This window comes from Pelagibius marinus (assembly GCF_014925385.1).
GTDB lineage: Bacteria > Pseudomonadota > Alphaproteobacteria > Kiloniellales > Kiloniellaceae > Pelagibius > Pelagibius marinus.
This window is the reverse complement of sequence record NZ_JACSDK010000020.1, coordinates 14,783-32,163: the sequence shown is the minus strand read 5'-3', so window position 1 is coordinate 32,163 and position 17,381 is coordinate 14,783. Positions and strand designations below refer to the sequence as shown.

Here is a 17,381-nt window from a genome sequence, read left to right as displayed (position 1 = left end):
CGCCAGGCTGCTTCAGCTGCTTTCGATGTTGATGGTCAGGGTGCGGCGCAGGACCGACGGGTCGTTGCCGGTCATCGGCCAGACCGCGTGCCAGGAGTTGTAGGTCTTCACGAAGACCAGGCACTGGTTCGGCTCGAAGGGATAGGTCCGGACGCAGTCGACCTCGTCGAAATCCATGTAGCCGTTGGTGAGGTTGAAGCTGCGGGTACGGTCCTTCGGCCAGACCACGCTGGTGCCGCCGCCGTATTCCTCCTTCCACTCGCCTTCGCGCAGGATCGGAATCACCATGGTCACGACCTTGGCCAGGGCATCCGTGTGGGGGCGGATGCTGCCGCCGGTGATGGGCATGGAGGAGAACTCGAAGCGCGACTTCTGGGTCGGATAGTGCGGCTGCGGGCTGCCCCGGCGCCAGGACTTGATGCGTCTTGCGATGCGCGCCTTGAAGGGGACCTTGTCGAGGCCGAGGTCGACGTTGTGGGCTTTCAGCATCTCGAAGGTGTCTTCGATGAAGGCGTCGCTTCTGACGTAGTCGTAGAAGCGTTGCCAGGCCGGGCTTTGGCGCAGGTGCGCCCGGTAGCCGCGGCCGTTGTTGAGCTGCGACAGCGCCAGCTTCACACCGTGGTAGTCCTTGGAGACGAAGAGTTTCTCGTCGGGATAGCTGTCGATCAGTTCCTGATAATCGGCGGGGTCGAAGACATTGCGCGCGATGCCGACGGGGTAGGGCTCGTAGTCGAATTTGAAATTCTCGAAATTCAATAGACTCATGATTGACCTTCTGCGCCCGGGGGCTCTCTGTGGGCGCGAATCAGCTCACAAATGTGGATGACGTCAATACCCGCCGTGGTTCAGCCGCGGAACACCCTGTCGCTCTTGCCCAGCGGTCCCTTCACCCGGGCACAGAGTTGCCACTGCACGCCGGGCGTGCGGCGGGCTGCGGCCTCCATCTGCTCCCGCCACCAGCGCGGCTCAAGCACCGTGCAGTGGGCGTTCTGGCCGTCGGGAAGCTGCTTGCGCGCCGGATAGCAGGCCGCCACCGCGTAGACGAACTTGTTTGCGTGGTGGAACAGCTTGTCCAGCACCCAGGGGATATCTTCCTCCGGGATGTGCTCCAGCACGTCGGTGCAGATCACGCCGTCGTAGGACGGCTCGATCGGGCCGGCATAGGGCTGGTAGCCCGGGTCGTAGCAGGTGATCCTGGTGTCGCCCCATTCCTTCAGCGACTTGAAGCGCGATTCCGGCACGTCGCCCGGATAGGGCTGGTAGAACTTCGCCTTGCCCGAGCCGTAGTCCAGCAGGGTCTTGGCGCCGGTCTCCTTGATCAGGGAGGCGATTGGCTGGATATGGTGGCCCAGCGACTTGCCGTCGAAGGTTTCTTCCGCCGACCAATTGGCCTGGGTCCAGCCCTGCTCGTGCATCGACTGGTACATCTCGACCAGCTTCTTGTAGCGCGTGCTGGGGTGTTCCTCGGTGAAGATGGTGAAGCCCGCCTTGTCGGCCGCCTTTTCCATGTCGAACCAGACATAGCCGATGGGGTTGTCCTTGTACTTCAGGACCTTCGGGAAGGGCCGCCAGGGCTGGGTCTGCAGCGTCGTGTAATGCAGCACCTTGGCGTCGCCTTTGTTGTATTCGTGGTCGCGCGCGTTCCAGCCGCCTTCAAACGGCTGGAACAGGCCCGGAATGGCCGCCACCTTGTCGCGGAAGGTGCGGTGCTTGGCGCCGTGTTGGGCGTCGTCCAGGCTCCAGACCTTGGCCATCTTCTCGCAGTCGAGCAGCATGACGGCGGTTTCGCGGGGGGCGATGCACATCTGGCCGGCGCCGTTCATGTCTCTGTCGAACAGTTCGGCCGGATCGGTCAGATAGATCTGGTCGACGTCATTGTAGATCGCGCGGCCCTGCATGCCCGCCATGAAGGGAATGGCATAGCGGTAGTTGGTGAAGCCGGTCTTCCAGCGGTCGCGGTCGTAGCCCTTGAGGTCCTTCATGAAGTGGATCTCGTAGCGGCGCGCGGGATCGCGGTGCTGCAGGATCGACCAGACGAAAACCCGCTCGGCGCGGTGCTGCATGGGCTCGGTGCCGAGGAAGATGCGCACCGCCGGCTTCTCGCTGGGGGTCACCCCCGGCACCGGATCGATCACGAGCACTTCCGGCTCGTCGCGAAATCCGGGGGCGCGGCCACGCTCGACGCGCAGCAGGTGTCCGATACGCTTGTGATAGTACTTGGTCTTGAAACTCGGCTCGGCGAGGGTCACGGATCTACGCTCTCTTCAGCAGATGATGGGCACAGCAGAAGGCGGATTACCGGCCGCCAGGATACCCCAGCGGCCACAACCCGCCAAAGACCACTTCTTCAGCCTCATCCCAGGCCCCAGCGGCCGCGCCCGTTTCCAGGCCTCACCAGCGGTCGGGGGCCGGCCTCAAGTCGGTCGGCGATAGGCCACGTTTAGAACAGCCAAGCCCTCTAGGCAAGATGCAGATCGTCGCAGTCCCGAGACGGTCCGAGCCGGATTGGGGCGGCTTTCAGCGAGCATCCTGGCTCTGTTGCGGGGGCTGGCCGTCCCCCCGGGGGGCGCCGCTCTTGAAGGCTTCCCACTGTTCGCGCAGGGCCGGGCTGAGGATCGTGAGTTCGCCTCGGTAGCGGCTGAGTGCCTCCAGCAGGATTTCCAGCTCCGATTCGGGGTTGTGCCCCGGGGTGTAGGCATTGGGGGTGGTGGTGTCCCCAGGATAGCTGCCTGCGGGATGGCTGAAGAGGTCGATGCCGGAGACCACCAGCCGCGCCGGCTGCAGCGCTGCCGCGGTGACCAGCATGACCGCGCCGTTGGTCGGCCGCACGTCCTGCCAGCGCGGTTCCGAGAGAAACAGCCTGAAGCGCTCGATCGTGGCGTAGCGGAACCCCCAGATCCAGGGCCGCAGCAGGGGGGCGACCACCAGGCGGGCCTCCGACTTGATGCTGTAGAGGCCGAAAATCGCCCCCTTCACCAGCGCCAGGGTGCCCTTGGAGCCGGTGAAGACCATGTCCGGCTCGGTCAGGAACCCGCGCGTCAGCCACAGGTCGTTGACCCGGAACAGGCAGTCGTGGCGCACTTCGGCCACGGCCGGATCCTCGGAGGTGGGGCCGTTGCCGAGGCAGAGGATGGTCCCGGGATTGCCCAGTGCCTCGCGCAGTGCCTCGATGTCGTCAAAGCGCCGGGCCTTGTCCGCCAGCAGGCGGCGCAGCCGCGGGTGCCCTATTGCCCGGAGGCAAAGCCGTTCCATCGCGCGGCGGAAGGGCCGCTGCTTGCTGCGGATCAGCTTCAGGTCCTGCATCAGCAGGTGCGCGAGGACGGGGATGAAGCTGCTGTCGCGCGCCGTTCCCTCGGCCGGCAGCAGGGTGATCCGCTGTACGTCGATGCCCAGCGCCTCGAGCCGCGACGTCGTGGCTGGAGCGGCGGCAAAGAAATGGTCGATGCGTTCAGGCAGTTTGCCCCAGGCCTCTGCCGTGGCGATGGCTCCGGCGACCCCTGCGGGATCGGGCACCTCGACGCCGACGCAGGGCAGCGCCCGCTTGCCGGCGGCGCGCAGCACGGCGCGGTCGCCGCGGGTCGGCGCGCCGAGGATCATCAGGCCGCGAACGTTCAGGTTCAGCAGGTAGCGCCCGCCCGCCAGGGTGAAGGGCAGGGGGGGCGGCAGGATCATCGCTGCCGGAAAGCGCCGCTGGAGCCAGTCTCGCGTCGCCGGCTCCGGCGCCGTGAACAGCATGTCGACCCGCGGATAGCGCTCCATGAGGGCCTCGACCAGGTCGGTGACCCCTTCGAACTCCGCCTGGCTGTGGCCCAGGATCCAGAAGGTGCGCTCCCCCGGCCAGGTTGCCCGGCCCGCGCGGGTGAGCAGGCCGCCCTTCGGAACTCGGGTGGCTGGCCTGCCAGGCAAGACTAGCGCCCCTCCAAGAGCAGACGGACACGTTCGGTGAGCGCGTCTTGGCGCAGCGGCGGCAGCCCGCCGGCCGGCGGGCGGCCGTCGCCGAAGGGACGGGCGATGCCCGCGGCGATCATGCCCCGATGCATGAGCTCCAGGTCGCGCGGCGGCACCACCAGGCCGCGCTGGATCAGGCCCTCGCAGAGACGCGCCAGCGGGCCGTGGTCCTGCGACGCCCTCAGCACCCCGGCGGCCAGGCGGGCGCGCAGGGATTCGGGCTTGGCCGGAATGGGGTAGATATAGAGCGGCTTGGCGGCGCCGGCGGCCTCGGCCAGCATCGACTCGCTCTCACCGGTCACCACCAGGATGTCGGCTTGGGCCAGGTAGCCCAGGTAGGGGTTCTCCTGCTGGTCGCGACGCCAGAAATGCATCGTGGCCGCCGGCGCGCCCTCCTTCAGCGCCTGCTCCACCGCCGCGCCGCTGCGCCGGCTGGTGACGCAGGTGAGGGAGCCGCCGAGGGCGGCGGCGAAGGCCTGCACCTCGCCGGCCATGCGCGCCGCCGTCTCGGCCGTGAGGCGGTGATGCGCGGTGGTGCCGCCCACCAGCAGCGCGACGCGCGGGCGGGCTGCGCCGTCGAAGAGGTCGGGCCAGCGTGCCGCGGCGGCCTGCAGGCGCGCGGGCGTCACCTGGGTCGGCGGCAGCAGCAGTTCCACCCGCTTGGGGTGGGCGGGTTGCTGGAAGTGGGCGCAGGTCACCGACAGATCGAAGTCCGCGGCCACGTTGGCGGCTTTGCGGCCCAGTTGCACCAGTTTGCTGTGGCCGCCGCTCTGGCGCTTGATCCAGCGCGCGATGGGGGCCGTGCGCCGGCCCATGGCGATCACCAGGTCCGGCCAGGGCGGTGTCAGGGCGTCGGAGCGCCCGGCGTCGAGGGAGAGGCGGCTGGCCCCCAGCAGGCGGTTGCTGAGCCGGTTGAGCAAGGTGAAGCGAAGTTCGCGGGTCTCGTAGGGCCAACCCAGCGCCTCGGCCAGGCCCACGGCCTGCGTGGTGTGGCCGGGACGGTCGTCGAGCAGCAGCCACAGGCGCGGCGTCACCACGGGGGGACTGTCTTGGTCCGGATGGGACACCATCTCGGCTGAGCGCGACTCCAGAGCTGACATACGAGGGACGAAAACCGTTGGCTTCGGGTACCGCTGGGGCGCAGCCCCCACCGGCTCCCGCCAGAGGGTGATTGCCGACGCCCGGACATAGGGTTTATATCCAGCGGCCAGTGGGGTAAAGCGCGCTGATCATCGCGCGCCGCCGCCGAGAGATACGGGAAATTATGTCGACACTAGTTTTGGTGCGCCACGGCAAGACGGAGTGGTCCAGCCAGAATCGCTTCGCCGGCTGGGCCGACGCGCCGCTCAGCGCCGCCGGCGTGCAGGAGGCGCACGGCGCCGGCCGGAGCCTCGCCGCGACAGGTCTTGAATTCGATCTGTATTGCACCTCTTATCTCAGTCGCGCCGTTAAAACCCTTGAAATCATTCTAGAAGAACTGGACCAACCAGAAGCGCAGATTGAGCGCAGCTGGCGACTGAACGAGCGCCACTACGGGGCTTTGCAAGGCTTTAACCGGGCGAAGATGGCGCTGCAACACGGCAACGACCAGGTGGCGGCCTGGCGGCGCAGCTTCACCGCCGAACCGCCGCCCTTGCCGGACGGCGATCCGCGCCTGCCGGCCCTCGACCCCCTCTATGCCGGGATTGATCCTGCTTTGCTGCCGCGCAGCGAGAGCCTGGAGCAGGCGGCGGCGCGCGTCGCGCCCTGGTGGCGGGACTTCCTGGCGCCGCGCCTCAGCCAGGGCCGGAACGCGCTGGTGGTCGCCCACACCAGCAGCATCCGCGGCCTGGTGCGCGAGATCGAGGGTCTGAGCGGCGAGGAGGCCGCCGAGTTCCGCATCGCCACTGCGCTGCCCGTGATCTACACGCTGGACACGGAATTGAAGGTGACTGACAAGCAGGAGTTGATCGCCGGCTGGAGCAGCCGGCTGCGCAAGTTCATCAACAGGCACAAGCCGGGCACGCGGATTTCCTGGATTTAGCAGTGCTCCGCCGGGTTCGGACAGGGCGTTGATTGTTCACCCTCCAACTCTTAGTTTTGTGCGCGAATCGCGCTCCTGAATGAAAGGCAGTCCCTCACGTGTTGTTTGCCAGAACATCCTGGTCCGGCCGCAAGTACTTTCTGGACAAGATGAACCTGCGAGAGCTGGTCTGGGCCTATGTGACCTATCCGGCAATTCAGGCCTATGCGCTGCTCAGCGTTGTCGGTGTCGCCCTGGCGGCCTATTGGGGCGGCGAGCCGCTGGCCCTGGCCGCGGCGGTGGTGGCGACGATCCTGGTCTATCCCCTGGTCTGGTACCTGCTTCACCGCTTCGTGCTGCACGGGCGCACGCTCTACAGGTTCCCGCAGACCGCGGCGCTGTGGAAGCGCATCCATTTCGACCACCACCAGGACCCCAACGACCTGGGCGTGCTGTTCGGCGCCCTCTACACCACGCTGCCCACGATCCTGATGGTGACCATCCCCATCGGCTGGCTGATCGGTGGGCCGGGCGCGGCGGCCCTGGCGGCGGCGACAGGGATGCTGACCACCTGCTTCTACGAGTTCTGCCACTGCATCCAGCACCTGCCCTTCACGCCGAAGCAGGAATGGCTGCGCCGCATCAAGCGCTATCACCTGGCGCACCACTTCCACAGTGAGCACGGCAACTACGGCATCACCAACTATTTCTGGGACCGGCTCTTCGGGACCTTCTACGCCGAGCCCAAGTCTTTCCCGCGCAGCGAGACGGTGTTCAATCTGGGCTACACGGGGCCGGAGACCGCGCGCTTCCCGTGGGTCGCCTCGCTCTCGGGCATCACGCCCGGCAGCGCGGTGCTGCGGCGCGGCCGCCAGGAATGAGCGCGCCGCGGCTTTCGCAGACCGGGGCATTGCAGACCGGGGTTTCGCAGACCGGGGAATCTCTCACGATAAAGCCCGTCGAGAGCTCCGCTGACCGCGAGGCTTTCATCCGGTTACCCTGGGCGCTGTACCGCGACGACCCGGCCTGGGTTCCGCCGCTGCTGATGGAGCGGCGCGACCACCTGAACCCGAAGAAGAACCCCTTCTTCCAGAACGCCGAGGCGCGGTTCTGGCTGGCGCTGCGCGACGGTCGCCCGGTCGGCCGCATCTCCGCCCAGGTGAACCGGGCGCACCTGGGCCGGCACCACGACGCCACGGGCCATTTCGGTATGTTGGAAGCCGAGGACGACGCGGAGACCTTCGCTGCCTTGCTGCAGACGGCGGAGGATTGGCTGCGCGAAAAGGGCCTGAAACGCATTGCCGGCCCTTTCAGCCTTTCCATCAACGAGGAATCCGGCCTGCTGGTGGAAGGCTTCCAGTATCCGCCCTCGCTGATGATGGGCCACGCGCTGCCCTATTACGCCACGCGGCTGGAGGCCTTGGGCTATCACAAGATCAAGGACCTCATCTGCTACTACTACGAGGCGGCGCATGAACTGCCGCCCGCCGCCGCCTATGTGCTGCGCAAGACCGCGGCGGCGGAGCAGTTGACCATCCGTCCCCTGGATATGCGCAACTACGAGCGCGATCTGCGCATCATCGTCGACGTCTTCAATGACGCCTGGTCGGAGAACTGGGGCTTTATCCCCATGTCGGAGGCGGACCTGCGCCACCTGGCCAAGGAGCTGAAGCCCATCGTTCGGCCGCAGTCGATCGCCATCGCCGAGCTGAAGGGCGAGCCGGCCGCCATGGCCATCAGCCTGCCCAACGTGAACGAGGCCATCAGCGATCTGAACGGGCGCCTGCTGCCCTTCGGCTGGGCAAAGCTGCTGTGGCGACTCAAGGTGAAGACGACCAAGACAGGGCGCGTGCCGTTGATGGGCGTGCGCAAGGCCTATCAGAACTCCTTGATGGGCGCCACGCTGGCGCTCTCGGTGATCGACGCCATCCGCCGCGAACAGACGGCGCTGGGGGTGATAGGCGGCGAGCTGTCGTGGATCCTGGAAGACAACCTGCCCATGCGGCGGATGATCGAGGAATTCGGCGGCGAAGCTTACAAGACCTACCGTGTCTACGCCCGCGAGCTCGGGTCATGACCCACGCCCCGGCGGCGTCCTTCACCGCCCTGGTGCTGGCGGCGGACCGTGGGCCCGACGATCCGGTTTCGCAAGCCGCGGGGGTGGCGCACAAGTGCCTGGCGCCGGTCGCCGGCACCGCCATGCTGGAACGGGTGGTTACCGCCCTGGCGGCCAGCGCCCAGGTGGGTCGCATTGCCGTCTCCCTGCGCGATACGGCGCTGCTGGCGCAATTGCCGGCCCTGGCGCCGCTGGTGGCGGGGGGACGGCTCACCGCCTTGCAGGCGGCGGGCTCGCCCAGCCGCAGCGTGCTGCAGGCCGCGACCGGCTTGGACCGGCCCTTTCCACTGCTGGTCACCACCGCCGACCATGCCTTGCTGACAACCGAGATGGTGGATCACTTCTGCGCCGCCAGCCGGGCGTCAGGGGCTGAAGTGACCGCTGGCCTCACTGCCGCGGGGGTGTTGCTGGCGCGCTATCCGCAGACCAGGCGCACCTACCTGACGTTCCGCGACGAGCGCTATTCGGGCAGCAATCTCTTTGCGCTGATGAGCCCGGCGGCCAGGGCGCTGCCTGAACTGTGGCTGCGGGTCGAGCAGCAGCGCAAGCGGCCCTGGCGCATCGCCGCCGTCTTCGGCCCGAGGCTGCTGCTCGGTTATCTGCTGCGCCGCTTCACCCTGGACCAGGCCATGGGGCGCGTCTCGGCGCGCCTGGGCGTCAGCGTGGCGGCGGTAAAGATGCCTTTCGCCGAGGCGGCCATCGACGTCGACAAACCGGAGGACCTGGCGCTGGTCGAAGAGATTCTGGCGAAGGCTTGAGGGGACTCAGGAGGACTCGGCGGCGGCCAGGTTGTCGTCCGGCTTGGGGCGCCAGGAGGCAACCATGCGCTTGGCCGTCTGCACGTCCACCGGATAGTCGATCTCGCACCAGTCGCGCCCGCTGATGGTGACGGCCTGGATCTCGACCTTGGGGGCCAGGGCCGCGATGACGGAGAGGTACCACTGGCGGATGGCCGCGGGGTCGCGCATGGCGGCCTCCAGGGCTGCGGCGAAATGCCGCGGGCCTTCGCCCCGGAAGTACAGCATGCCGATGGACTCGCCCTGCACCCGCTCGGCCGGCAACTTCTTGCCGATGTCGAGCAGGCGGCCGTCCTGCAGCTGCACCTTCATGTCGTCGTCGTCGTACTTTTCCTTGTGGTCCACCGCCAGGCTGATCGGGGCCGGCGCGCTGGCCAGCAGGGTCTCCAGCACCGGCAGGCTGAACAGGGTGTCGCTGTTCAGCAGCAGGAAGTCCCCGACCATCTCGTGGCGGGCCATCCAGCAGGTCGCCAGGTTATCAGCGACGCCGTAGAAGGGATTGTAGACGCAGCGGAAGCTCGCCGAGGGCCAGCGACGGGCGAAGCTCTCCAGGCGCTCTTCGACGGCGGCCAGATTGAAGCCGGCCAGCACCACGATGTCTTCGACACCGCAGGCGATCAGCGATTCGATCTGCCATTCCAGCAGCGACTTGCCGCCGACTTCGAGGAGGGCTTTGGGCTCCACTTCCGTGAGAGGGAGCAGGCGCTTGCCTTGGCCGGCGCCGATAATCAGGGCTTTCAACGCGGATATGGATCCCAGGTGGCGATTTTTGGCTTTCACGCAGGCGGTTTTGATCACATGTTCCTTGTGTTACGTCAACCTTTGAGCTGCCTTGGGGCGGCGGATTCTGCCTGATGTTCACCCTGGCCCATATTTCCGACCCGCACCTCGGCCCGCTGCCACCGGTCCGGGCCAGGGATTTGATGAACAAGCGTTTTTTCGGCTGGCTGTCGTGGATGCGCCGGCGCCAGGGCATCCACCGCCCGGAGGTGCTGACGGCCCTGGCCGAGGATCTGGGCGCCCGCGCGCCCGACCATCTGGTTGTGACCGGCGATCTGACCAACATCGCGCTGCTGGAGGAATTCTCCCGCGTCGCCGAGTGGTTGCATGGCCTCGGCACGCCGGAGGCCGTCACCGTGATCCCCGGTAATCATGATGCTTATGTGACGCTGCCCTGGGAGGCTTCGCTGGCCAAGTGGCAGCCCTTCATGACCTGCGAGGCGGGGGCAGGGGAGAACGCCGGCGCTGATGCCGAGGCCCAAAGCGGGCCGGAGGCCTTCCCCTTCGTGCGCTATCGTGGTCCGGCGGCCATCATCGGTCTCTCTTCGGCCCAAGCGACACCGCTGTTCTGCGCCCACGGCACTCTGGGCACGGCCCAGTTGGAGCGTCTGCGGAGTTTGCTGCAGCGCCTGGGTGAGCAGGGCTGGTTCCGCGTGGTGCTGCTGCACCATCCGCCCAGTCTGGACAGGATCGCCTGGCGCAAGCGCCTGGTGGACGCCGTGCCTTTCCGCGAGGTCATCGCCGAGGCGGGGGCCGAGTTGATTCTCCACGGGCACGACCACAGCTTCGGCGCCGAGCAGATCGCCGGACCCGATGCCGGCGTGCCGGTGATCGGCGTGCCCTCGGCCTCGGCCGGGCGCGAAAGCAAGCATCCGATCGCCCACTACCAGCTCTACGACATCGAGCAGGCGGGCAACGGCTGGCGCATCGGGGTCAGGTCGCGCGGCTTCGATCCGGCCAGCGGCAGCTTCCGCGAAGCCCGCAGCTATGACCTGTAAGCCGCGACGGCCCTAGAGGTAGAGGATTGAGATCCGCAGACTTGTGAGGGCGCTGTTGATGGTGAAGAGCGTCTCCTCCAATTCCGGCTTGCCGAAGCGGAAGCCCGGGTTCTGGGAGAAGCCGTAACCCTCGACGGGAATGCCCAGAAAGTCCCGGTCGAATTTCTTGTTCCCGTTCTCGTCGTGATACAGTGCCACCGAATAGCGGCCGTTGGCGGGGGCTTTCAGACAGAGCACGGTTTCGCCCTCATGGGCCTCGACCCGGATCCGGTCGAGCTTCTTGCCGCTCTTCAGGAAGGTCTTGGGGTCGTCCGAATAGAGAACAGCGGTGATTAGGCCCTTGGAATTGCGGACTTTATCCCCCGCCACCTGGACCGTGCCCGGGGTGGGGGCATTGGGGTCGCCCGCCGCCCCGGCGGCGCATTTGGCCACCACGGGCTCTTCGCCCCGCGCCGGGGACAGGGTGGCCAAGGCCAGGGCGGCCGCCACGAAGAACGCCGTCAGCAGCGGCGGGATCGCATCTTTTGACTGGACCGTACGGGAACTGGGACCCATGTTCGCATTCCCATTCATTGCGGGCCGGAAGGGTGCCTGGGGCGGCACCATCTGGTATTACGGAGCAGGGGTGGCTGCCATCCCCCCGCTGTCCCCAAAACCCAATGGGGCGCGCGACCGGCGTCAATGCAAGCGAGGTAGGACCGCGGCGTGATTTTGTCAAGTAAGCCCAACGGCACCATGGCCAAGTTCGGCTACCCCGGCAGCCTGATCCACGACTACGGCCGCTGGGTGGTTCTGCTGCGTCCGCACCAGGCGACGCTGGGCGCGCTGGTGCTGATCTGCAGGGACGAGGCGGAGGCTTTCAGCGACATCTCGGGCGAAGCCTTCGCCCAGCTGCAGCAGGTTATCAGCGATATCGAGGCAGGCCTCAGCGCCTTCCGCCCCTATCAGAAGATCAACTACCTGATGCTGATGATGGTGGACAAGGACGTGCACTTCCACGTCCTGCCGCGCTACGAAGCCGATCAGATCTTCGACGGCACGGTCTACGCGGACGCCGGCTGGCCGGCGGTTCCGGATCTCACCGGCGGCGTGCAGCCGGATGCCGAGACGCAGGCCGCCCTGGTTGCGGCGCTGAAGGCCGCCTGGCCCGGCACGACAGGCGAGTAGCGAGAGAGAGCGCCGGCGCCCGGTCCATGTCGACGATCAACAGCTATATTCTGCGGCAGACGCTGGGCCCACTCTTCGCAGCCATCGGCATCGCGTTGCTGGTACTGCTCACGGAGCGCATGCTGCGTCTGCTCGACCTGGTGCTCGACACGGGCGGCGGCCTGACCGTGCTGCTGCAGATGCTGGCCTTCCTGGTGCCCCACTATATGGCCCTGGCCTTGCCGGTGGCGTTCTTCCTGGGGGTGCTGCTGGCCTTCACCCGGCTGTACCAGGCGAACGAGCTGGATGCCCTGGGCGCCGCCGGCATTGGCCTGTCGCGGCTCATGACACCGGTGATCCTGCTTGGCCTCGGGCTCACCGTTCTCTCGGCGGCGAACTTTGCGGTCGGCCAGCCCTACACCCGCTACGTCTACCGCGCCCTGGTGCATAACGTGGAGAAGGCCGCGGCCAACGTCTACCTGAAGGAGCGCACCTTCATGGAGGTCGAGGGCGTGACCTTCATGGCCGAGCGAATCTGGCGCAACAGCCGCGAGTTCGCGCGCGTCTTCATCTATCAGGAGACCGAAGCGGACCCCGACGGCGGCAGCGATCGGGGCGTGGCCACCACGGCGGAGCGCGGCAGCCTCTATGTCGCGCCGGCGGGCGAGAAATCGACGCTGCTGCTGCGCGATGGCGTGCGACTCGAAACCCCGCTGCCGGGCCCGACACAGGTGGGGAGCGGGCTGGCCGGAAGTGACGAGTTCTCAAGCGGACAATCCGGCGCCCTGCAGTTCGACCAACTGCAGGTGCCCATCGACCTGGTTGGGCAGGACGCCTTTCGGCCGCGCGGTGAGGACGAGCGCGAGCTGACGCTCTTCGAGCTGTGGCGTTATCGGCACGCGCCGCCGCCGGACACCACGACGCTGGAGATGCTGGCCGACTTCCACGACCGCATCGTGCGCAGCCTGTCGGTGCTGCTGCTGCCCTTTCTGGCGGTGCCTTTCGCACTGGGGCCGCGGCGCGGGCGGCAGAGCTACGGCATTGCCGTCGGGCTGCTGGTCCTTGTCCTCTACAACCAGGTGCTCAACGTCGGCAAGGGCTGGGCAGCGGTAGGTCTGGTGTCGCCGCTGGTCGGCCTGTGGCTGCCTTTTGTCGTATTGACGCTGCTCAGCGGCGTGCTGTTTTACCGCAGCGCCTTCTTGGTGCCGCGCGGCCGCCGCCAGCGCTGGTCGCCGATCGCCGCGCTGGAAGGGCTGGCGCAGATGCTGCGCGGCGGTTTTGCCAAGCGCCGCGCGTCGGAGTGAGCGGTCCATGAACACCTTTGCCGCTTATCTGACACGCTTGCTGCTGGGCCGCTTCCTGCTGATGCTGGTCTGCCTGCTCGCACTGCTGCTCGCGCTCGACGTCATGGTCAATTCCAACCGCCTGCTTGGGCGCGGCGCCGATCTGTCGGACCTGGGCCGCTACATGCTGCTGCGCAGCCCGATCATCATCTCCGACGTCATCAAGATCGCGACGTTGCTGGCGGGGCTCTTGACCTTCGCCACGCTGATCCGCCACGGCGAACTGACGGCGATGTGGAACGCGGGCGTCTCGCAGTTCGGGCTTTTCCTGCGCTTGCTGCCGATGGCCGCCCTGCTGGGCCTGCTGCAGTTCGCCGTCGACGACTTCGCCGTGCCGGTAGGCTTCGAGGAGCTGCGCAGCTGGGGCATCGTCCGTGACAACGACCCTGATGAGGCCAGCCTGACCGAGGGCGTGACCTGGATCCATATCGGCAGCGACATCGTAAGGGTGCCGACGGAGAATATCGGCGAGGGACGCCTCAGCAACTTCACCATCTTTGAGCGTGACGGCAACGGCACATTGCTGGGTCGCCTGGACGTGGTCGGCGCGCACTATGACGGCGGCGTCTGGGTGCTGAGCGACATCACCGAGCGTGCGGTGGGCCGCGGTCTGCCGCGTCACAGCGACACGCGCGAATGGCGAATCTCCCTGGATCCGGAAAGCCTGCGTAACCTCAGCGCCCATCCGCGCAACCTCTCCTTCGACCAGATCAGCCGCTTTGCCGGCGGCGACGGCCAGGGCACCTGGGCGCCCTACCTCTACCGCACCTGGCTCTATGAGAAGATCAGCACCTGCCTGGTGCCGCTGCTGATGCTGCTGCTCTGTGCCGCCCTGGGCCAGCAGTCGCAGCGCGGCGGCCGGGTCGAGCTGCTGTTCCTGGGCGGGGTCGCCGTCGGCTTCGCCTTCTTCATCTTTAACGGCATCACCCTGGCGATGGGGGAGGTCGGACTGCTGCCGCCGCTGATCGCCAGTGCCGTGCCGCTGGTCGCCTTTACCGCCGTCGCCATGAGCATCATCTACTGGCACGAATTGAAGAACCGGCCGGCCTAGGTGGCTTCCTTGACAAGCGCCGCCGGGTCCGATTAATGGAGCGGAACCGCCCTTCCCGGCGCCTCGTCGCCGTCCGGAGGGTACTCGCCAAACCTCTGATTTCCATAACAATGTTCTGCAAAGAGAGTTCACTTGCGCGCTGAGAAGGAGTCACGGCCCGCAGCTGCCGCCATCGCCGGGGCCACCGACCCCCAGGTGTGGTGCGCCGCCGCGTCCGACCGCCTGCGCCGCCAGCTCGCCAGGGCCGGTGTCACGCAGCTCGTCGATGAAGGCGCGTTGGCCGGGCAGGAAGGTTCCGTCTTGCTGCTGCGCTCCGACGCCGTCATCGACACGCCGCTGCTCCAGGCCCTGCTCGCGGCGCCGGGCGCCGTGCTGCTCTCCAACGGAACGCCGGCAGGCGTGCCCCTGGCGATTCATGCGCCGGCCGGACTGGCGGGCGCGGCGGCTGGGGTCCTGCGCCGTGACAGCGCCGGGGAGCTGCCCGAAGGCCTGAAGGCCGTGAGCAGCGGTGATCTCGGCGCCTCCTACTGGCAGGCGCTGCGCAAGCGCGAGGAACCCTACGCGCTGCTGCTGCAGCAGGAGCGCCTGAAGCCCATCGAGTGGCGCATGTTCATGGGGACCTACAAGGGCGCCACCGACTTCGTCACCAAGTGGTTCTGGCCACGTCCGGCCTTTCATGTGACCAAGCTCTGCGCGCGCCTCGGCATCACGCCGAACCAGGTGACGGCGCTGAGCGCGGTCCTGGTCGTCGCCGCCTTCTACTGGTTCTGGGAAGGCAACTGGCTGCCCGGTCTGCTGGCCGCTTGGGGTATGACCTTCCTTGACACCGTCGACGGCAAGCTGGCGCGCATCACCCTCCAGTCGAGCAAGTGGGGCAATGTCTTCGACCACGGCATCGACCTGGTCCATCCGCCCTTCTGGTACTGGGCCTGGGGCGTCGGGTTGCAGCAGGCCGTCAGTCCCGACAGCCTCGCACTGCTGCTCGTGGTGATCATCGCCGGTTACGTGCTGCAGCGGGTCGTCGAAGGGCTCGCCATCTGGCGTCTGGGCCTGGAGATCCACGTCTGGCGCAAGGTCGATACCTGGTTCCGCCTCTTCACCGCGCGGCGCAATCCCAATCTGGTGCTGCTGACGCTCTTCGCGCTCCTTGGCCGCCCGGACCTTGGCCTCGCGGCGGTGGCGGTCTGGACCGCGCTCTGCCTCTTGCTGCACCTGCTGCAGATCGCGCAGGCGCTCTTCGCGGCGCGGCGCGGCAAGCTGCGCTCCTGGATGGCGGGGCCGGCGTGAGCGCCGGCGGCGAGATGCCCAGGATCGGCGTCATCACCAACCCCGGCAGCCAGCGCAACAAGGCGGGCCTGGGCGAACTGCGGGAATTGCTCGACGGCGCGTCCAACGTCGAGCACGCCATCCTCGACAAGATCACCGACATCCCGGAGATCCTGCGCGGCTTCGCCCGACGGGAAGTCGGCGTGGTGGCCGTGGCCGGCGGCGACGGCACGGTGCAGGCGGCACTGACCGAGCTCTACGGCCAGCGCCCCTTCGAAAGCGACCCGCTGCTGGTCGTGGTGCCGCGCGGCATGACCAACATGATCGCCGCCGACGTCGGCCTGAAACGGCGCGGCCTCAAGGGGCTGCAGCGCCTCCTGGCCGCTGACGCGGAAACGCTGGCCCGGGCCTGCCTTACCCGGCGCATCCTGCGGCTGGAGAACGCCCTGAACCATCAGCCGCAATACGGTATGTTTTTCGGCGGCGCCGGGATCACCCGAGCCATCGAGGCCTGCCGCAGCAAGGTCCATCCCTACAACATCAAGTCGGACTCGGCGGCGGCGGTGACCCTGGCAGGTCTGCTGGGCGGTTGGCTGCTGCGCGGCGGCAAGGGCGGCCGCAAGGAAGGCAGCATCTTCTACGGCGACAGGATCGCGATGACCTTCGACGAAGCCCCGAGGGAGACACTGGAGAGCCTGCTGGTGCTGGCGACCACGCTGGACAAGCTGATCCTCGGCAGCCGGCCCTTCTGGGGCGGCGATGCGGGGCACCTGCGCTTCACCGCCATCGCCTATCCCCCCAAGGGGATACTGCGCTATGCCCTACGCATTCTCTACGGCGGGCCGGAGCGCAAGCTGGCGCCGGAGACCTACCTCAGCCGCAGCGTGCGCCGCGTGGCGCTGGCCATGGACTGTCCCTTCACCCTGGACGGCGAGATCTTCGAGCCGACGCCGGGCAAGGAGATTGTCCTGACCGCCGCCGACGAAGCCCGCTTCGTGAGGCTTTAGCAGATGAACGGCGACGCGCTTGTGAGCCTGCGGGAAGCGGAGACGGCGCAGGCCGTCGCCGCGCCCATCACCGCCATCGTCGAGGCCGCGCGCGCCCGCCATGGCGCGGCTGTCTCGGCGGTGATCTTCTACGGGTCCTGCCTGCGTCTGGGCGACGACGACGGCAAGATCGTCGATCTCTACGTCCTGGTGGACAGCTATGGCGCGATCTACGGCAAGGGCCTGCGCGCCTTCCTGAACTGGGCCCTGCCGCCGAACGTTTTCTATCTGGAAGCGCCGTTCGAGGGGCGCCGGGTGCGCGCCAAGTACGCGCTGATCTCGCTTGCCGATTTCGAGAAGGGCGCTTCCGGCAGATGGTTCCACCCCTACCTCTGGGCCCGCTTCGCGCAGCCTTGCCGCCTCCCGTACTGCCGTGACGCCGCGGTCCGCGCGCGCGCAGTAGCGGCGCTGGCCGCTTCGGCGCGCAAGGTGGCGGGCGAGGGGCTGGCCCTGGTCGAGGGGACCTTCACCAGCCGCGACCTCTGGGTCTCGGTGTTCCGCCAGACCTACCGTAGCGAGCTGCGCGCCGAACCGCCGGAGCGGGCAGAGGAGATCTACCAGGCCAATGCAGCGCACTACGCCCGGGTCGCGGCGACGGTCCTGCCGCTGCTGGGCGCCCAGGCGGTGGGCGACAGCTGGGAGGCGCCGCCGCGACGGCGGGCGGAGTTCAAGTGGCTGCTGCGCCGCTGGCAGGGAAAGCTGCTGTCGGTGGCGCGCCTGGTGAAGGCGGCCTTTACCTTCCAGGACGGCGCGCAGTACCTGTTGTGGAAGATCGAGCGGCACTCCGGCGTCACCATCACCCTGACGCCCTGGCAGCGCCGCCACCCGGTGCTGGCTTCGACGGTACTGTTCTGGAAGCTCTACCGCAGGGGCGCCTTCAGATAGCCG

17 protein-coding genes are annotated in these 17,381 nt (G+C 67.4%); 11 read left to right on the top strand and 6 right to left on the bottom strand.

Translation table 11 applies throughout. The features are described 5' to 3' along the window. Nucleotides 1-12 precede the first annotated feature (12 nt). From H7X47_RS24125 to H7X47_RS24110, 4 genes are all read right to left on the bottom strand, one after another. On the bottom strand, nt 13-765 hold the full coding sequence (locus H7X47_RS24125; RefSeq protein ID WP_193371337.1) for a hypothetical protein: 753 nt from the start codon (nt 763-765) through the stop codon (nt 13-15). 80 nt (nt 766-845) lie between these two features. Beyond that, nucleotides 846-2,249: a hypothetical protein gene (locus H7X47_RS24120; protein WP_193371336.1), complete on the bottom strand. Its 1,404-nt coding sequence runs from the start codon at nt 2,247-2,249 to the stop codon at nt 846-848. Between the two features lie 268 nt (nt 2,250-2,517). Beyond that, the gene (locus H7X47_RS24115) at nt 2,518-3,906 is read right to left on the bottom strand and encodes a hypothetical protein (protein WP_193371335.1); all 1,389 of its coding nucleotides are present in this window, start codon (nt 3,904-3,906) and stop codon (nt 2,518-2,520) included. A gap of 2 nt (nt 3,907-3,908) precedes the next feature. Beyond that, nucleotides 3,909-5,018 (bottom strand): mitochondrial fission ELM1 family protein, encoded by a 1,110-nt coding sequence (locus H7X47_RS24110; RefSeq protein ID WP_193371334.1) that lies wholly within the window; start codon nt 5,016-5,018, stop codon nt 3,909-3,911. A gap of 212 nt (nt 5,019-5,230) precedes the next feature. On the opposite strand from H7X47_RS24110, the gene H7X47_RS24105 reads away from it, so the two are divergent. From H7X47_RS24105 to H7X47_RS24090, 4 genes are all read left to right on the top strand, one after another. Further along, the gene (locus H7X47_RS24105) at nt 5,231-5,971 is read left to right on the top strand and encodes a 2,3-bisphosphoglycerate-dependent phosphoglycerate mutase (RefSeq protein ID WP_319633682.1); all 741 of its coding nucleotides are present in this window, start codon (nt 5,231-5,233) and stop codon (nt 5,969-5,971) included. A gap of 101 nt (nt 5,972-6,072) precedes the next feature. Beyond that, entirely contained in the window at nt 6,073-6,831 is a 759-nt protein-coding gene (locus tag H7X47_RS24100) for a sterol desaturase family protein (protein ID WP_227010774.1), read from the top strand. Beyond that, nucleotides 6,828-8,027: a GNAT family protein gene (locus tag H7X47_RS24095; RefSeq protein ID WP_227010773.1), complete on the top strand. Its 1,200-nt coding sequence runs from the start codon at nt 6,828-6,830 to the stop codon at nt 8,025-8,027. The genes H7X47_RS24100 and H7X47_RS24095 overlap by 4 nt, the downstream gene beginning before the upstream one ends. Beyond that, a complete protein-coding gene (locus H7X47_RS24090) occupies nt 8,024-8,824 on the top strand; it encodes a nucleotidyltransferase family protein (RefSeq protein WP_193371333.1) in 801 nt (266 codons plus the stop codon). Before H7X47_RS24095 ends, H7X47_RS24090 begins: the two co-directional genes overlap by 4 nt. Nucleotides 8,825-8,830: 6 nt before the next feature. On the opposite strand, the gene H7X47_RS24085 is transcribed toward H7X47_RS24090, so the two are convergent. Continuing rightward, entirely contained in the window at nt 8,831-9,604 is a 774-nt protein-coding gene (locus H7X47_RS24085) for a phosphocholine cytidylyltransferase family protein (protein ID WP_227010772.1), read from the bottom strand. Between the two features lie 113 nt (nt 9,605-9,717). Between H7X47_RS24085 and H7X47_RS24080 the strand changes: the two genes are divergently transcribed. Continuing rightward, the gene (locus H7X47_RS24080; RefSeq protein WP_193371331.1) at nt 9,718-10,641 is read left to right on the top strand and encodes a metallophosphoesterase family protein; all 924 of its coding nucleotides are present in this window, start codon (nt 9,718-9,720) and stop codon (nt 10,639-10,641) included. A 12-nt stretch (nt 10,642-10,653) separates the two neighbouring features. Here H7X47_RS24080 and H7X47_RS24075 read toward each other — a convergent pair whose 3' ends face one another. Then, nucleotides 10,654-11,196, bottom strand: coding sequence for a DUF2141 domain-containing protein (locus H7X47_RS24075; protein WP_193371330.1), 543 nt, complete (start codon nt 11,194-11,196; stop codon nt 10,654-10,656). A 150-nt stretch (nt 11,197-11,346) separates the two neighbouring features. On the opposite strand from H7X47_RS24075, the gene H7X47_RS24070 reads away from it, so the two are divergent. From H7X47_RS24070 to H7X47_RS24045, 6 genes are all read left to right on the top strand, one after another. After that, entirely contained in the window at nt 11,347-11,808 is a 462-nt protein-coding gene (locus H7X47_RS24070) for an HIT family protein (RefSeq protein ID WP_319633676.1), read from the top strand. Nucleotides 11,809-11,834: 26 nt separating this feature from the next. After that, the gene (locus H7X47_RS24065; RefSeq protein ID WP_193371329.1) at nt 11,835-13,091 is read left to right on the top strand and encodes an LptF/LptG family permease; all 1,257 of its coding nucleotides are present in this window, start codon (nt 11,835-11,837) and stop codon (nt 13,089-13,091) included. 7 nt (nt 13,092-13,098) lie between these two features. Then, nucleotides 13,099-14,181, top strand: a complete 1,083-nt coding sequence (locus H7X47_RS24060; RefSeq protein WP_193371328.1) for an LptF/LptG family permease — start codon at nt 13,099-13,101, stop codon at nt 14,179-14,181. Between the two features lie 132 nt (nt 14,182-14,313). Beyond that, nucleotides 14,314-15,468 (top strand): CDP-alcohol phosphatidyltransferase family protein, encoded by a 1,155-nt coding sequence (locus H7X47_RS24055; protein WP_193371327.1) that lies wholly within the window; start codon nt 14,314-14,316, stop codon nt 15,466-15,468. Beyond that, on the top strand, nt 15,465-16,454 hold the full coding sequence (locus H7X47_RS24050) for a diacylglycerol kinase family protein (protein WP_193371326.1): 990 nt from the start codon (nt 15,465-15,467) through the stop codon (nt 16,452-16,454). Before H7X47_RS24055 ends, H7X47_RS24050 begins: the two co-directional genes overlap by 4 nt. Before the next feature lie 3 nt (nt 16,455-16,457). Beyond that, entirely contained in the window at nt 16,458-17,378 is a 921-nt protein-coding gene (locus H7X47_RS24045; protein WP_193371325.1) for a hypothetical protein, read from the top strand. The last annotated feature ends 3 nt before the right edge of the window (nt 17,379-17,381 follow it).

What these genes read in the sequence shown, in the direction of transcription:
- H7X47_RS24065 (WP_193371329.1), top strand. Translation starts at nt 11,835, where the DNA reads ATGTCGACGATCAACAGCTATATTCTGCGGCAGACGCTGGGCCCACTC.
- H7X47_RS24080 (WP_193371331.1), top strand. Translation starts at nt 9,718, where the DNA reads ATGTTCACCCTGGCCCATATTTCCGACCCGCACCTCGGCCCGCTGCCA.
- H7X47_RS24125 (WP_193371337.1), bottom strand. Translation starts at nt 765, where the DNA reads ATGAGTCTATTGAATTTCGAGAATTTCAAATTCGACTACGAGCCCTAC.
- H7X47_RS24045 (WP_193371325.1), top strand. Translation starts at nt 16,458, where the DNA reads ATGAACGGCGACGCGCTTGTGAGCCTGCGGGAAGCGGAGACGGCGCAG.
- H7X47_RS24090 (WP_193371333.1), top strand. Translation starts at nt 8,024, where the DNA reads ATGACCCACGCCCCGGCGGCGTCCTTCACCGCCCTGGTGCTGGCGGCG.
- H7X47_RS24095 (WP_227010773.1), top strand. Translation starts at nt 6,828, where the DNA reads ATGAGCGCGCCGCGGCTTTCGCAGACCGGGGCATTGCAGACCGGGGTT.
- H7X47_RS24060 (WP_193371328.1), top strand. Translation starts at nt 13,099, where the DNA reads ATGAACACCTTTGCCGCTTATCTGACACGCTTGCTGCTGGGCCGCTTC.
- H7X47_RS24075 (WP_193371330.1), bottom strand. Translation starts at nt 11,196, where the DNA reads ATGGGTCCCAGTTCCCGTACGGTCCAGTCAAAAGATGCGATCCCGCCG.
- H7X47_RS24110 (WP_193371334.1), bottom strand. Translation starts at nt 5,018, where the DNA reads ATGGTGTCCCATCCGGACCAAGACAGTCCCCCCGTGGTGACGCCGCGC.